Annotated in this window: 15 protein-coding genes; 10 read left to right on the top strand and 5 right to left on the bottom strand. The window is 72.0% G+C overall.

Translation table 11 applies throughout. From position 1 onward, the window contains the following. Positions 1 to 26 precede the first annotated feature (26 nt). Positions 27 to 1,019, bottom strand: a complete 993-nt coding sequence (locus OOZ19_RS14445; RefSeq protein ID WP_266090612.1) for a thymidylate synthase — start codon at positions 1,017 to 1,019, stop codon at positions 27 to 29. A 112-nt stretch (positions 1,020 to 1,131) separates the two neighbouring features. Beyond that, the gene (locus OOZ19_RS14450) at positions 1,132 to 1,554 is read right to left on the bottom strand and encodes a hypothetical protein (RefSeq protein WP_266090613.1); all 423 of its coding nucleotides are present in this window, start codon (positions 1,552 to 1,554) and stop codon (positions 1,132 to 1,134) included. A gap of 135 nt (positions 1,555 to 1,689) precedes the next feature. Between OOZ19_RS14450 and OOZ19_RS14455 the strand changes: the two genes are divergently transcribed. From OOZ19_RS14455 to OOZ19_RS14480, 6 genes are all read left to right on the top strand, one after another. Then, complete coding sequence (locus tag OOZ19_RS14455; protein WP_266090614.1) at positions 1,690 to 2,607, top strand: phytanoyl-CoA dioxygenase family protein; 918 nt, start codon at positions 1,690 to 1,692, stop codon at positions 2,605 to 2,607. Further along, positions 2,604 to 3,422 (top strand): hypothetical protein, encoded by an 819-nt coding sequence (locus OOZ19_RS14460; protein ID WP_266090615.1) that lies wholly within the window; start codon positions 2,604 to 2,606, stop codon positions 3,420 to 3,422. The genes OOZ19_RS14455 and OOZ19_RS14460 overlap by 4 nt, the downstream gene beginning before the upstream one ends. After that, positions 3,419 to 4,198 carry an energy-coupling factor transporter transmembrane component T family protein gene (locus OOZ19_RS14465; protein ID WP_266090616.1) on the top strand — a complete coding sequence of 260 codons (780 nt, stop codon included), beginning with the start codon at positions 3,419 to 3,421 and terminating at the stop codon, positions 4,196 to 4,198. Before OOZ19_RS14460 ends, OOZ19_RS14465 begins: the two co-directional genes overlap by 4 nt. Then, complete coding sequence (locus OOZ19_RS14470; protein WP_266090617.1) at positions 4,195 to 5,049, top strand: energy-coupling factor ABC transporter ATP-binding protein; 855 nt, start codon at positions 4,195 to 4,197, stop codon at positions 5,047 to 5,049. Before OOZ19_RS14465 ends, OOZ19_RS14470 begins: the two co-directional genes overlap by 4 nt. Before the next feature lie 214 nt (positions 5,050 to 5,263). Beyond that, positions 5,264 to 6,097: an energy-coupling factor ABC transporter ATP-binding protein gene (locus OOZ19_RS14475; RefSeq protein WP_266090618.1), complete on the top strand. Its 834-nt coding sequence runs from the start codon at positions 5,264 to 5,266 to the stop codon at positions 6,095 to 6,097. A 74-nt stretch (positions 6,098 to 6,171) separates the two neighbouring features. Continuing rightward, complete coding sequence (locus OOZ19_RS14480) at positions 6,172 to 7,386, top strand: MFS transporter (protein ID WP_266090619.1); 1,215 nt, start codon at positions 6,172 to 6,174, stop codon at positions 7,384 to 7,386. A 114-nt stretch (positions 7,387 to 7,500) separates the two neighbouring features. Here the strand turns inward: OOZ19_RS14480 and OOZ19_RS14485 are convergent, their stop codons facing one another. Next, positions 7,501 to 8,166: a DUF3159 domain-containing protein gene (locus OOZ19_RS14485; protein ID WP_266090620.1), complete on the bottom strand. Its 666-nt coding sequence runs from the start codon at positions 8,164 to 8,166 to the stop codon at positions 7,501 to 7,503. Positions 8,167 to 8,420: 254 nt separating this feature from the next. Here OOZ19_RS14485 and OOZ19_RS14490 point away from each other — a divergent pair, with 254 nt between their 5' ends. The 3 genes from OOZ19_RS14490 to OOZ19_RS14500 all read left to right on the top strand — a co-directional run bounded on the left by OOZ19_RS14490 (position 8,421) and on the right by OOZ19_RS14500 (position 9,886). After that, positions 8,421 to 9,170 carry a helix-turn-helix domain-containing protein gene (locus OOZ19_RS14490; RefSeq protein ID WP_266090621.1) on the top strand — a complete coding sequence of 250 codons (750 nt, stop codon included), beginning with the start codon at positions 8,421 to 8,423 and terminating at the stop codon, positions 9,168 to 9,170. Positions 9,171 to 9,243: 73 nt separating this feature from the next. After that, positions 9,244 to 9,501 carry a hypothetical protein gene (locus tag OOZ19_RS14495; RefSeq protein WP_266090622.1) on the top strand — a complete coding sequence of 86 codons (258 nt, stop codon included), beginning with the start codon at positions 9,244 to 9,246 and terminating at the stop codon, positions 9,499 to 9,501. Between the two features lie 43 nt (positions 9,502 to 9,544). After that, complete coding sequence (locus OOZ19_RS14500) at positions 9,545 to 9,886, top strand: DUF8129 domain-containing protein (protein WP_266090623.1); 342 nt, start codon at positions 9,545 to 9,547, stop codon at positions 9,884 to 9,886. A gap of 43 nt (positions 9,887 to 9,929) precedes the next feature. Here the strand turns inward: OOZ19_RS14500 and OOZ19_RS14505 are convergent, their stop codons facing one another. Both OOZ19_RS14505 and OOZ19_RS14510 read right to left on the bottom strand, forming a co-directional pair. Then, complete coding sequence (locus OOZ19_RS14505) at positions 9,930 to 11,018, bottom strand: winged helix DNA-binding domain-containing protein (protein WP_266090696.1); 1,089 nt, start codon at positions 11,016 to 11,018, stop codon at positions 9,930 to 9,932. A 31-nt stretch (positions 11,019 to 11,049) separates the two neighbouring features. Next, positions 11,050 to 11,625, bottom strand: coding sequence for a DinB family protein (locus tag OOZ19_RS14510; protein ID WP_266090624.1), 576 nt, complete (start codon positions 11,623 to 11,625; stop codon positions 11,050 to 11,052). A gap of 91 nt (positions 11,626 to 11,716) precedes the next feature. On the opposite strand from OOZ19_RS14510, the gene OOZ19_RS14515 reads away from it, so the two are divergent. Next, a complete protein-coding gene (locus OOZ19_RS14515; protein WP_266090625.1) occupies positions 11,717 to 12,685 on the top strand; it encodes a helix-turn-helix transcriptional regulator in 969 nt (322 codons plus the stop codon). The last annotated feature ends 28 nt before the right edge of the window (positions 12,686 to 12,713 follow it).

The following is a 12,713-nucleotide window of genomic DNA, read 5'->3' on the forward strand; positions in this document are numbered from 1 at the left end:
CCCCTCGGTGCTTCGGACCGGGGCGGTCACAGCGCGGTGATCAGGTCGCGCACCTCGGCCGCCGCGGCCGGGGAATCCACGGTCGTGGCGGAGTCACCGAGCTTGCGGTAGGCGAAGGTGGTCAGGCACGCGCGGGCCACGTCGGCGAAGTCGGATTCGGCCTTGGTGGCGGCGAACCGGTCCAGCGCCGCGGTGTCGCCCGCCGACGCGGCCTCGCGGACGCCCCGCTCGGTGTCGATCAGCTCGCGGACCGCGGCCTGCGCCTCCTTCGGGGTGTCGGGCAGCGCGGGCAGCGACCCCGAGGTGACCGGGCCGTCGACGACGGAGCGGGCCAGCTCGATCTCGTTGTCGTAGAAGTGGAAAGTGCCGGACTGGTGGATGTAGGGGCCGGGTTCCGCGCCGAGCAGCGCCGCCGCCCACTGGTGCATCAGCATGAACAGGAAGCCGTCGTAGGGCAGCACGGTGAGGGCCTGCTGCGCGCGCATCACGGTGATCCAGCTCAGCCGGTCGTCGCGCAGGAACATCTGCACGCCCACCGCGCACGGGTATTCGCGGGACTGGCGGAAGTTGTCCTCGGGTTCGAGCACCAGGGCGAACGTGCGCCGGTGCGCGGGGTCCTGCCGGATGCGCTCGACGACGGCTCCGACCTGGTTGCCCGCGGACGTGATCAGGCGGTGGCCGAAGGCGCCGCTGAGGGTGTGCTGGTCGTCGGAGTACTCGTGCGCGCCCCGCCGGTAGTGCGCGGGGGTGTCGACGTCGTTGCGCCCGTCCAGCGACCAGGCCAGCAGGCCGAAGCAGTAGGGCAGGTTCACCGGCAGCGCCGGGCTGATCGCGAGCGAGCTGCGGGGGTCGCGCACGCGGAAGGAGTGGGCGATCAGTTCCTGGTAGGGGCGGTCCTTCTGGCCGAAGTCCGACGCCTTGGAGTGCGGGTCGCGCACCGAGGGGACGGCGGAACCGCTGTCGAGGATCTCGCGAAGTCCGGTGGTGTAGGCGTCGGCGAAGGAATCGAATTCAGGCACGGTGCTCCGCTCGGTGCTGTGGTTGTGCCCTCCGCGACTATGTCCGCGCTCGTCGGACGGGTGGCGAATACCGCCGGTCGAGGGCGCGGGCATAGCGGCTGGAATAGTGCATTCACCATTTCGCCGCAATGAGGAGGGGATAGGTGCTGACGTGCACGATCTGATGTGGTCGAACTGTCGGTATGAACCCGTCTGGTCTCGATTTCAGCATCAGAACTTTGGTGATATTACTAGGGATATTCGGCCGTTCGTGTGCTTGCTTTTCGGGTTGAGAACCATGTCGACCAGGCAAAACGGGCGTTCCTGCGCATTCGGTCAGGGTGGAGGCGTAGTCGGAAGCAGCGCGAAAAGACCTCGTTCTGGTCCTGTCGGTCAATTCGTCCTGGTTCTCGCAGGATCGCGTGATGGTGTCGATATCAGTACTGCTGATCCATGCGGGTGAGATCGGGGAAATGTTGTTGCCTTGGCAATTGCAGGGTGTCTGGCGCTCTTGCGGCGCATATTTGTGCGTGCTAACTTCCTCGTTCGTGATCATCTTCGCAGATCAGGGGAATCTTCCCGGTGAGCAATTCCGTGCCGGGCGGCTCGCCGCCCGATGAGTCGGTCCGGGTTCGTCGGCGACGAGACCGCCCCGCCCGGCCCGCCCGCGCGACCCCCTGAGAGGAGAACCGTGCCCGACACCACCTCGCTCGACCCGGACCCGGCGCTGCTGCCCTCCGCCGACGACGTCCGGTTCTACGCCGAACACGGCTGGTACCTGTCCCCGAAGCTGCTCACCGACGACGAGGTCGACGCCCTCGTAGACGCGAGCGAGCGCTACTACTCCGGGGAACGCGACCGCGAACTGCCGCACCACCCGGCGAAGCTGTCCTACTGGACCGCCGCCGACGGGGACGTCCAGCGCAACAACGACTACGTCCACTACGAGAGCGACGCCATCGCCGCGATCCTGCGCAAACCCGCCATCGCGGCGACCGCGGCGCGGCTCGCGCAGGTCGACCTGATCCGGATGTTCCAGGCGACCCTGCTCTACAAGCCGCCGCAGCCCGGCGAGAAGTCGAACATCGTGCCCTGGCACTTCGACAAGTACTACTGGGCGTCCTGCAGCTCCGAGAACCTGATCACCGCGTTCATCCCGTTCCACCACTGCGACGAGTCGCTCGGCACCATCACCATGGTCGACGGCAGCCACCGGTGGTCGGAGTTCCGCGGTTGGGACAGCCGCAATGGCCACGCCGCCGTCGAAGGCGACCAGCAGCGCGAGCACCTGCTCGCCGAAGCGTCCCGGCGCAACGACGCCGACGTGGTCAAGGTGCCCATGACGATCCCCAAGGGCCACATGACCTTCCACCACTGCAGGCTCTACCACGGCAGCGGCGCCAACATCAGCGACCGGCCGCGCCGGGCCATCTCCATGCACATGCAGGACGGCTCGAACACCTACCGGGACCCCCGGCTGGCCACCGACAGCAGGCAGACCACCTACAAGCACGACGAGCTGGTGCGCCGCACCGCCGACGGCGTGCCCGACTACGCCGATCCCGAGTACTGCCCCGTGCTCTGGCAGGAAGGCCGCCCGAGCGCATGACCGCAACTCGCCTCGTGCCGCCGATCCGGTTGTCGTCGGGGGCGCGCATCGCCCTCGGCGCCGCCGTGGTCGTGCTCACCTACGCGTCCCTGATCGCGACCCGCCCGACGTCCCCGCACGGGGTCGGCGGCTCGGCGGCGCTGCTCGCCCTCGTCGGCTACCTGCTGGGGTCGGTGCTCATCGTCAGCGGTGCCATGGCCCGGCTCTCCACTTCCACCGTGACGCTGTTCCCGGTGGCCATCACGCTCAACATCGTGATCGGCCAGGTGGTGCGGATCAGCGGCCTGCCGGTGCACCTGGACTCCATCGGCACGGTGCTCGTCGGCGCGCTGGCCGGGCCTGCGGCGGGCGCGGCCTGCGGGGCGCTGTCCAGCATCACCGTCGGCATGACGATCAACCCCGGTTCGCTGCCCTACGCGGTCACCGCGGCCTCGGTCGGCATGCTGGTGGGCCTGTTCGCCCGGTTCGGCCTGTTCCGGCGGGTCCCGACGGTGGTCGCCGCCGGAGCGCTGATCGGCGTGGTCGCCGGGATGGTCTCCGCGCCGACCACCGCGTTCGTCTTCGGCAACGCGAGCGGCCAGCTGGGGCAGTCGGTGGTCATCGGGACGCTGCAGGCCTACGGCAACAGCATGTTGGAGGCCGCCTCCATCAACGGGCTCATCGCCGACCCGCTGGACAAGGTGGTGGTCTGCCTGCTGGCCTACGCGGTCCTGTCCGCGCTGCCCGGCCGGCTGCGCCAGCGGTTCCCGTTCGCGCGGGAGCACGGCGTCTTCGGCCGCGATCGGCGCACCGCCCCGGTGGAGGTGGGCGCATGAGCGCGGTGATGTTCTTCCAGGACGGCGGTTCCCCGGTGCACCGGCTCAACCCGGTGACCAAGCTGGCGCTCGCCCTGGCCGTGACCACCACGGCTTTCGCGATCCCGGTGTTCTGGGCGCCGCTGCTGCTGGTGCTGCTCGTGCTGGCGCCCGCCGTCGTGGTCGCCGGAGTGGGGCGCACCTACGCCCGGTTGCTGCCGCTGTTCGCGGCGCCGCTGGTGATCTCGGTGTTCCTGCTGCAAGGCCTGTTCTTCCCCGAAGGCACCACGGTGCTGGCCGCGTGGGGACCGGTGGCGGTCACCGCCGAGGGCCTCTCCTTCGCGGCGCTCACCTCGCTGCGGTTGGTGGCGATGCTCGGGGCGTTCCTGTTCCTGCTGCTCACCACGCATCCGGGAGCGCTGATGAGCGCGATGGTCGAACGCGGCCTCTCACCGAAGACCAGCTACGTGGTGTCGGCGACGCTGCAGATCGTGCCCGCGTTCCGGACCCGCGCCCGCAACGTGCTGCGCGCCCAACAGGCACGGGGCCTCGACACCACCGGCCTGCGCCGCCGGGTGCGGACGCTGCTGCCGCTGATCGGCCCGCTGCTGCTGGGTTCGCTGGCCGACCTGGAAGCCCGCGCGGTGGCGATGGAGGCGCGTGCGTTCGGCGCCCCGCACCGCCGCACCGCGCTGCTCGCCCTCGCCGACTCCCCCGCGCAGCGGGTGGCGCGGCTGCTCATGGCGGCGGTCGCGGTGGCCGCCGTCGTCGCCAACGTCGTCGGAGTCGCCCGGTGATCGAGTTCGAGAACGTCGGCTTCGCCTACCCGGAGACCGCCGAGCCCGCGCTGCGCGGCATCGCGCTGTCGGTGCCGCAGGGCCAGGTGTGCGGGGTCGTGGGCGCGGGCGGAGCGGGCAAGTCCACCTTCGCTGCGGCGATCGCGGGCATGGTCCCGCACGTCACCGGCGGGACGCTGACCGGAGCGGTGCGGGTGGCGGGCCGCTCGATGGCCACCACCCCGCTCGCCGAAGCGGTCACCGATGTGGGCCTGGTCGTGCAGGACCCGTTCAACCAGATGTCCGGCGCCAAGTTCACCGTCCGCGAGGAGCTCGCGTTCGGGCTGGAGAACCTCGGCGTGCCGCGGGCGGAGATGGTCGAGCGGATCGACGCCGTGCTCGCCGAACTGGGCATCGCGCACCTGGCCGACCGGTCGCCGTTCGGCCTCTCCGGCGGCCAGCAGCAGCTGGTGGCGATCGGTGCGGTGCTGGTCATGCGGCCGAGGGTGGTGGTGCTCGACGAACCGACCTCGCAGCTCGACCCGGCCAGCACCGCGCTCGTGTTCGGGGCCCTGGCGGCGCTGCGCGCGGGCGGGATCACCGTGGTGCTGGTCGAGCACAAGGTGGCGGGCCTCGTCGAGCTGGCCGACCGGGTCGTCGTGCTCGCCGACGGCGCGATCGTCCTGGACGGCACGCCGCACGAGGTGTTCACCGACGAGCGGCTGCCCGGTTTCGGCGTCTCGCCCACCCGGTACACCCGCGCGGCCCGGCAGGCCGCCGAGCACGGCCTGTGGCCCGCGGACCGGCCGCTCCCGGTCCTGTTCCCGGAAGCCGCCGCCGGCTTCGCCGCGCTCTCCGAACGATCCGCGTAGTGGGGCGGGTGGCGGGACCTAGGTTGCTTCCTCGCTGCGGGATCTTCTTCCCGAGCGGGTCCGCCACCAGGGAAGAAGCCGTCCTCGCGAGGGAACAACCGAGAACCCGCCGGTGGTCGGCTTGCCGGTGGCCGCCGCTCAGCGGCTCCGCCGCCGACAAGGCACGGATGAGAACCCCATCCAACCTGCAAGGACTCGTTAGGGAGGCCGCACAGTGCGGGCAGATATCCGGGTCGAGTCGCTGACCCACGACTACGACGCGCAGGTGACCGCGCTGCGCGGGATCACCACGACCGTGCGCCAAGGGGAGCGGGTCGCGGTCATCGGCCCCAACGGGGCGGGCAAGACGACGCTGGTGCAGCACTTCAACGGCCTCGCCCGGCCCACCTCCGGCCGGGTCCTGGTCGGTGGCATGGACACCGCCGAGCACTCGATCTCGGCGCTCGCGGCCGAGGTGGGCTTCGTGTTCCAGAACCCCGCCGATCAGCTGCACGCGCGCACGGTCGCCGCCGAGGTCCGCTTCGGCCCGCGCAACCTGGGCCACGCCGACGACGTGGTCGCCGCCCAGGTCGCGGCGGCGCTGGCGGCCACCGGCCTGACCGGCCTGGCGGACGCGCACCCGTACCACCTCGCGCCCGCCCAGCGGAAGCTGGTGGCCATCGCGTCGGTGCTGGCCATGGACACCCCGGTGGTGGTGCTGGACGAGCCCACCACCGGCCAGGACGCGTTCGCGCTCGACGTGCTGAGCGCGGTCGTCGAGGACCTCGCCGGCCGGGGCCGCACCGTCATCGCCACCACGCACGACATGGACTTCTGCGTCGAGAACTTCGACCGCGTGCTGCTGCTCACCGACGGCGAGCTGATCGCGGACGGCACTCCCGCCGAGGTCTTCACCGACACCGACCCGCAGCGCCTGCCGCAGCTGTTCCGGTTGAGCGGCGAGCTGGGCTGGGGAAGTCGTCCCACCACAGTGGACGAATTCGTGGCGGGCCTGGCCGCCGGACGCGCCGCGGCGCCGCCCGGGTGCCCGGTCTCGCTGGAGAGCTGACAGCATTCAGCTCCGCCCCGCGGGGCGGAGCCCGCCCCTCTGGGGCGGGGATCGCGGTGTTGAGAGGTCTTGTCGTGCAGTTCACGCATGTAGCCCGGGGAAGCCGCCGGGGTCTGGTCCTGGCGGGCGGCGGGCTGGTGGACGCGCTGGGCACCGGCCTGTTCCTGGTGCTCATCCCGGTGTACGTCGTGGTGCGCCTGGGGATCGACCCGGTCCAGGTGGGTGTCGTGGTGGGCGCCGCGAACCTGATCGCGCTCGCCTCACCGGGACCGGCCGGGTGGTTGTCGGACCGGATCGGCGCGGGCGGGGTGTGGACGTTCCTGCTGCTGGTCCGGACGATCGGGTACGCGGCCTTCCCGTTCGTGTCCTCGTTCTGGGCCTACGCGGTCCTGCTCTGCGTGCTGGGTCTGGCGGACCGGGCCAGCGCGCCCGTGCAGCAGCTGTTCCTGCTGCAGGCCGAGCGTCCCGAGAACCGCAGCCGCGCCATGGCCGTGCTGCGCACCGCCCGCAACATCGGCATGAGCGTCGGCCTGCTGCTCGGCGGCGTCGTGGTCTCCATCGGCACCGACGCCGCGTACTTCACGGGGTTCGCGATCAACGCGCTGTCCTTCCTGGTGCTGCTGGCCGTCGTGCGGGTGCTCATCCGGCGCGGACGCGGACGGGTGCCCGAACCGGTCGAGGTCGCGGTGGAGTCCGCGGAGCGGCGCAAGGCGGTGCTCAAGGACCCCCGCTACCTCACGCTGGTGGCGGGCAACGCGATCCTGCTCCTGCACGACTCGGTGCTGTTCACGCTGCTGCCGCTGTGGATCATCACCCGGACGCCGCTGGCCGACGGCTGGGTGGGGCCGCTGCTGGCGATCAACACGGTGCTGACCGTGGGCTTGCAGGTGCCGCTGACCAGGTGGACCCGCACCATCCCCGCCGCGCGCCGCACCGCGATCCGCGCGCTGGTCCCGCTGCTGGCCGCGGCGGCGCTGTTCCTGACCGCGGAGAACGCGTCCGCGGACGTCGTGCTGCTGGTGGTGGTGCTGGCCGTCGTGCTGATCACGGTGGGCGAGAACATGCACTCGGTGTCGGCGTTCGAGCTGTCCTACCGGCTCGCGCCGGAGCGTTCGATGGGCGCCTACCTCGGCGCCTTCGACTTCGGGCAGGCCGTGCAGTTCGCGGTGGGCCCGCCCTTCATGACCGTCGTCGTCCTGCGCGGCGCGCTGACGGGCTGGGGCGCACTGGGCGCGGCCTTCGCCGTCGGCACCGTGATGATGGCGGCGGCGGCCCGAGCCCGGCGCTGACCGGCGCCGCCCGTTTCCGGGCTACGGCGTCCGGAAGGCGTTGGCGACAGCTCATTTCCGGCTCGATGGTTTCCGCGCACCGCCGGGCAGTGCTGCCCGCGTCGTCCGCGAGCCTCAGGCGTGGGACGGGAGGAGGCGCTTGGTGGTGCGGCGGAAGGCCCAGACGACGACCACGGCGGCGAGCGCGGTCAGCGGTGTGCCCATGGCGACCTTCGCGAACGCGAGCCAACCGGTGGAATCGGCGAGGTAGAGCCATTCCTTGACGATGAACCTGGCGGTGAACACGGTGGTCGCGGCGAGCGTGGCGATGTAGTGCGCGCGCAGCGACGGCCGGTCCTCGCGCCAGCGGTGCGTGCCGCCGTGCAGGGCGTTCCAGGCAGCCCCGGTGATCGGCCTGCGGGCGAGCAGCGAGGCGAGGGTGACGACGGCGCCCGCGAGGCTGGCCCAGATCCCGATCAGGAAGAAGTCGTTGGCCGATCCGGTCCACGCGGCGACGCCGCCCGCCGCCGCGACGCCGAACACGCCGCCGAACGCCGCCGTGAACTTCTCCCCGCGCAGGAGCCGCACTGCGGCGAGCACCAGGGCGACGGCGACCGCGATCCCGATGGTGATCGGCAATGGTGCGAAGGGGACGGTCGCGGCGAAGACGACGACCGGCAGCGTCGTGTACACCATCCCCGAAGGGCCGCCCAGGTGGTCGAGCATCGTCTGCTTCTGCTCGAAGGCCGGTTCGGCCGTCGTCCGATCGGTGCGGTCGTCGATGCGGTCCATCGTGGTCATCGCTGTTCTCCCGGAATGCCGTGACGTTGGTGAGCTGCGAACCAGGAGACGCTGTGCCGCAACGGCATGCTCAAGACCTGGGTGAAGTGGCGTGGGGCACACTTCGGGCGCGGTGTCGCTCGGCTCCGAGTGATGCGCGGTACTTCCCGAGGCTCCGGCGCCCGCGCGCTTGACCGTGCCGCGACGGCACGGTTTTCACTGGAACCCGTCGGCGCGACCGCGCCGGCGCAACGCTCTACGAACGAGGTGATGGCGTGGGATGGAGCACGCGTGAGATCGCTGAACTGGCCGGGACGAGCCTGCGCGCGGTGCGGCACTACCACGAGGTCGGCCTGCTGGCGGAGCCCGAGCGGCGAGCCAACGGGTACAAGCAGTACGGCGTGGCCCACCTGGTGCGGGTGCTGCGGATCAAGCGGCTGACCGACCTCGGATTCTCGCTGTCCCAGATCGCCGCCATGGGCGACGACGACGACCACCCGGAGCAGGCTTTGCGCACCCTCGACGCCGAACTCGCGGCCACCATCGAACGCCTCCAGCGCGCCCGCATCGAGCTCGGCCTCATCCTGAGCAAGTCCGCGCCCACCGACCTGCCCGCGGACTTCGCCCCGGTCGCCGCGGAGGCGGAGCTCTCGGACGCGGACCGCTCGCTGGTCGTGGTCATGACCCGAGTCCTCGGCCCGCAGGGCTTGCAGACCTACGGCGACCTGCTGCGCAACGCCCCCGGCGATGTCGCGGACAAGGACTTCGAGAAGCTGGCCGCCGACGCCGACGACGACACCCGCCAGCAGCTGGCCGAACGCCTCGCCCCCTACGTTCGCGACGTCGGAGCGGCGAACCCCGGATTGCGCGACATCCACGCCGACGCCCCCGGCGGGATGCGCCACGCCCAGCGGACCTTCGGCAAGGCACTGCGCGACCTCTACAACCCCGCCCAGATCGACGTCCTCATCCGAGTCGAAGCCCTCCTCGCCGAAGGCGGGAAGTCCCAGAACGACCACGACTGACCCGTCGCGCGATCCGCTTCTGACGGAGGCTGATGTTGGGAATAAGCGCCCGGCCGGGTGGGTAGGCGGGGAGGTGGAAGTACTCGCCGAGCACGGAAGGGACGCGGACAGCATGGCGAACAACGCGCACTTCATCACCGCGAACGCGGGCGGTGCTCCGGTGATCATCGTGCGGGACGATCGCGGAACGCCCGTCACGAAGCTGGAGCTGCCGGCGGAGAAGTCGAAGCCCGAGCACGCCGACGAAGAGCTCTCCGCCGCGGGCTGGAGTCGCCAAGCCGACTGGAGCGCGGCCGACGACGGCTGGGTCGTGCCGGTCGTGCCCTCCTGACCGCTCCCGCCCCGAGCTCCACCGCCGATGTGAGGAGATTCTGTTGGCCGAGCAAGAACTACCGCTACCGGACTACGACGAACTGCCGATCGGGACGCTGCGCCACCGGATGCGCGCGCTGGACGCGGACGAGATCCGGACGCTGCTGGAGCACGAACGCGGCCACGCCGATCGCGTGCCGGTGACCACGCTGCTCACCAGCCGCTTGGACGAGCTGGAGCGGGGTGCCACGCCCTCGTCCGGCTCGCAGGAGCAGATGCCGGAGGTGTCCGAGCACAAGCGCACCGGTTCGCCGGTGAGCCCGAGTGCCCCGGCGCAGCCCGGCCGTTCGACGGCGCACGGCACCATCGGCCAGACCGGGAAGGGCGCTGAGCACAGCGAATGAGGCGGGGGCGCGACCGAGCGGGCCGCGCCCCCCGGGGGGCTCGCTACTCCAGGACCTGGACGTGGTCGCTCGCGCCGTCGGAGAGGAACGACGCGAGCTCCCGGCCCTGCTCGGTGACCTCGGCGCGGTCCAGTCGGGAGAAGCCGCGCAGCGGGCCGACGAGCACGGTCCCGCCCTCGACGGACCACGTGGCCGCGACGCGGCCGTCGACGAGCACGGCGCGCTGCCCGGCCACCGACAGGCCGCGGTGCTCGTCGTCGATGATCCGGCCGCGGTCGGCGTAGCCGAGGATCGCGTTGTCGAACGCGGGCAGGAAGCGCACCGGTGCGGGCACGTCCGGGTCGGGCCGGGGCGCGTCGGGGAGGTCGAGCAGTTCGCGCCCGCGCTCGTCGCGGAAGGCGACCAGCTCGGCCCGGATCGACGCCACCGCGGCGGGGAGCCCGGCCACTCCGCACCAGGCGCGCAGATCCGCCGTGGCGGCCGGGCCGAACGCGGCGAGGTAGCGCCGCACCAGCGCCACCCCGGCCGGATCCGGCCCGTCCCCGGGCGGCGGGTCCACCTCGCGCCCCAGCCACGACGAGAGCAGCACGTTGCGCGCGCCCCCGCTCGCCCGCCAGAGCCCGCGCGGCGGCACCTGCACGGCGGGCACGAGGACGATCACCGCCTCGCCCAGCGCCCGCGCCCCGGCGGCGGGCCAGCGTTCGGCGAGCGCGCGCCCGAGCTCCGGCATCGAGCGCGGCTCGTCGTCGGCCAGCAGTTCCCGGCCCGCAGCGGCGAGTTCGTCGAGGTCGACGCCGTCGAGTTCCCGGCGGTACACCCCGAGCAGCCGCTGGCGGAGCATCGCGTCGTGCCGGGTCCGCCACGCCACGGCGTCCTCGGCGCTCACCAGGTGGATCGTGCGGCGCATGAGGTGGGTCCGCACCACCCGCCGCTCGGTGAGCAGGTCCGAGAGCACCGCAGGGTCGAACCCGCGCAGCCGGGACCAGAGGCCGATGAACGGTTCCTGCGGTTCCTGGGCCTGCAGGCCGCCGAGGTGCGCCACGGCGTCGAGGACTCCGAGGCCGGCCCGGTCCAGCAGCAGTTGGCGGGCCAGCGCGGCCCGGTTGAGCGCCCGCGCGGACAGCCGGGTCAGCACGCCGCGACCACCTCGTGCTCCCCGGCGGTCACGCCGAACGCCCGTCGAGCGTTTCGCGCAGGATGTCCGCGTGCCCGGCGTGCTGGGTCGTCTCCGCGATGATGTGGATCAGGACGCGGCGGGCGCTGTGGCGGCCACCCGGTTCGTGCCAGGGCGCCTCGGGCAGCGGCTGCGTCGCGGACAGGCCGGGCAGCGCGGTGACGATGCGCTCGGTCTCGGCGGCGGCCTGCCCGTAGCTCTCGACGATGCCGGCCAGCGTCTCGCCGGGCAGCACCTGGAACTCCTGCTGGCGGTCGATGGCCCACTGCGGGTACTCGCGCGCCGTTCCGGCCATGAAGTCGTCCCAGGTCACGCCGTCGGGAAGCTCGAGGGTCATCGCCGACGGCCCTTCGAGGACGAAGCGCATCCAGCTCCGCTCGACGTTCGTGACGTGCTTGAGCAGGCCTCCCAGGCACAGCGCGCTGATCGTCGGGCGGGCGGCGGCCTGCTCGTCGCTGAGCCCGCGCGTGGTGGTGATCAGGGCTGCTCGGGCCGCGGCGAGTTCGGCGAGCAGGTCGGCCCGCTCGTCGTCGACGGCGGGGGAGGTGGCGGTCGTGGCTGTCATGGCGTCCTTCGGGTCGTCGTCGTGGTTCGTGACGACTTTCGCAGGGGAAGCGGCCAGGTACCGTCCGCTTCTGGCGGGCATCATCGGATTCATGCACGGAACCTCGGCGCGGTTGCTCGCTCTGCTGTCGCTGCTGCAGGCGCGCCGGGACTGGCCGGGGCCGCTGCTGGCGGAGCGGTTGGACACCAGCGAGCGCACCGTGCGCCGCGATGTCCAACGCCTGCGCGAACTCGGGTACCCGATCCTGGCCGTCAAAGGACCTGATGGTGGCTATCGGCTGGAGGCGGGCGCGGAGCTGCCGCCGCTGCTGTTCGACGACGAGCAGGCCGTCGCCCTCGCCGTCGCGCTGCAGAGCGCCGCCGGTACCGGAGCGGGCATCGGGGAGGCCGCGGCGCGGGCGCTGAGCACGGTCCGCCAGGTCATGCCCGCCCGGTTGCGGCACCGCATCGACGCTTTGCGGGTCACCGCCGTCGAGCGGGCCGGGTCCGGGGCGAACCCGCAGGTCGACACCGAGGTCCTGGTGGCGGTGGGCGCCGCGGTGCACGCCCGCGAAGTGCTGCGGTTCGACTACGTCCCGGCGCATTCGGCGCGGGACGGGGAGCCGCGCCGGGTGCAGCCGCACCACCTGGTGACCTGGGGCGGGCGCTGGTACCTCGTCGCGTGGGACCTCGACCGCGACGATTGGCGCACCTTCCGCGTCGACCGGATCGCTCCGCGCACGCCCACCGGCCCCCGCTTCACCCCGCGCGCGCTGCCCGGCGGGGACGTGGCGGACTTCGTGACCGAGAAGTTCATGGGCTCCGCCGGGTGGCCCTGCCGAGGTGAGGTGATCCTCGACCTGCCCGCAGCCGCGGTATCGCGCTTCGCCCACGACGGGGTCGTCGAGGAGCTCGGCCCGGAGCGGTGCCGCCTGGTGCTGGGGTCGTGGTCCTGGGTCGGCCTGGCCGCCACGATCGGCAGGTACGACGCGGACGTCGAGGTCGTCGGCCCGCCCGAGCTCGCGGAGGCCTTCGCACGCCTGGCACGCCGGTTCGAGGTGGCCGGGCGCGCTGCCGAATGAGTCCATTTAGGACTGTCTGGGGAATGTC

The organism is Saccharopolyspora sp. NFXS83, assembly GCF_026241095.1.
Lineage (GTDB): Bacteria > Actinomycetota > Actinomycetes > Mycobacteriales > Pseudonocardiaceae > Saccharopolyspora_C.

Coding starts and splice junctions, on each gene's coding strand:
- OOZ19_RS14465 (WP_266090616.1), top strand. CDS start 3,419: ATGAGCGCGGTGATGTTCTTCCAGGACGGCGGTTCCCCGGTGCACCGG.
- OOZ19_RS14485 (WP_266090620.1), bottom strand. CDS start 8,166: ATGACCACGATGGACCGCATCGACGACCGCACCGATCGGACGACGGCC.
- OOZ19_RS14450 (WP_266090613.1), bottom strand. CDS start 1,554: ATGATCACGAACGAGGAAGTTAGCACGCACAAATATGCGCCGCAAGAG.
- OOZ19_RS14510 (WP_266090624.1), bottom strand. CDS start 11,625: ATGACAGCCACGACCGCCACCTCCCCCGCCGTCGACGACGAGCGGGCC.
- OOZ19_RS14515 (WP_266090625.1), top strand. CDS start 11,717: ATGCACGGAACCTCGGCGCGGTTGCTCGCTCTGCTGTCGCTGCTGCAG.
- OOZ19_RS14460 (WP_266090615.1), top strand. CDS start 2,604: ATGACCGCAACTCGCCTCGTGCCGCCGATCCGGTTGTCGTCGGGGGCG.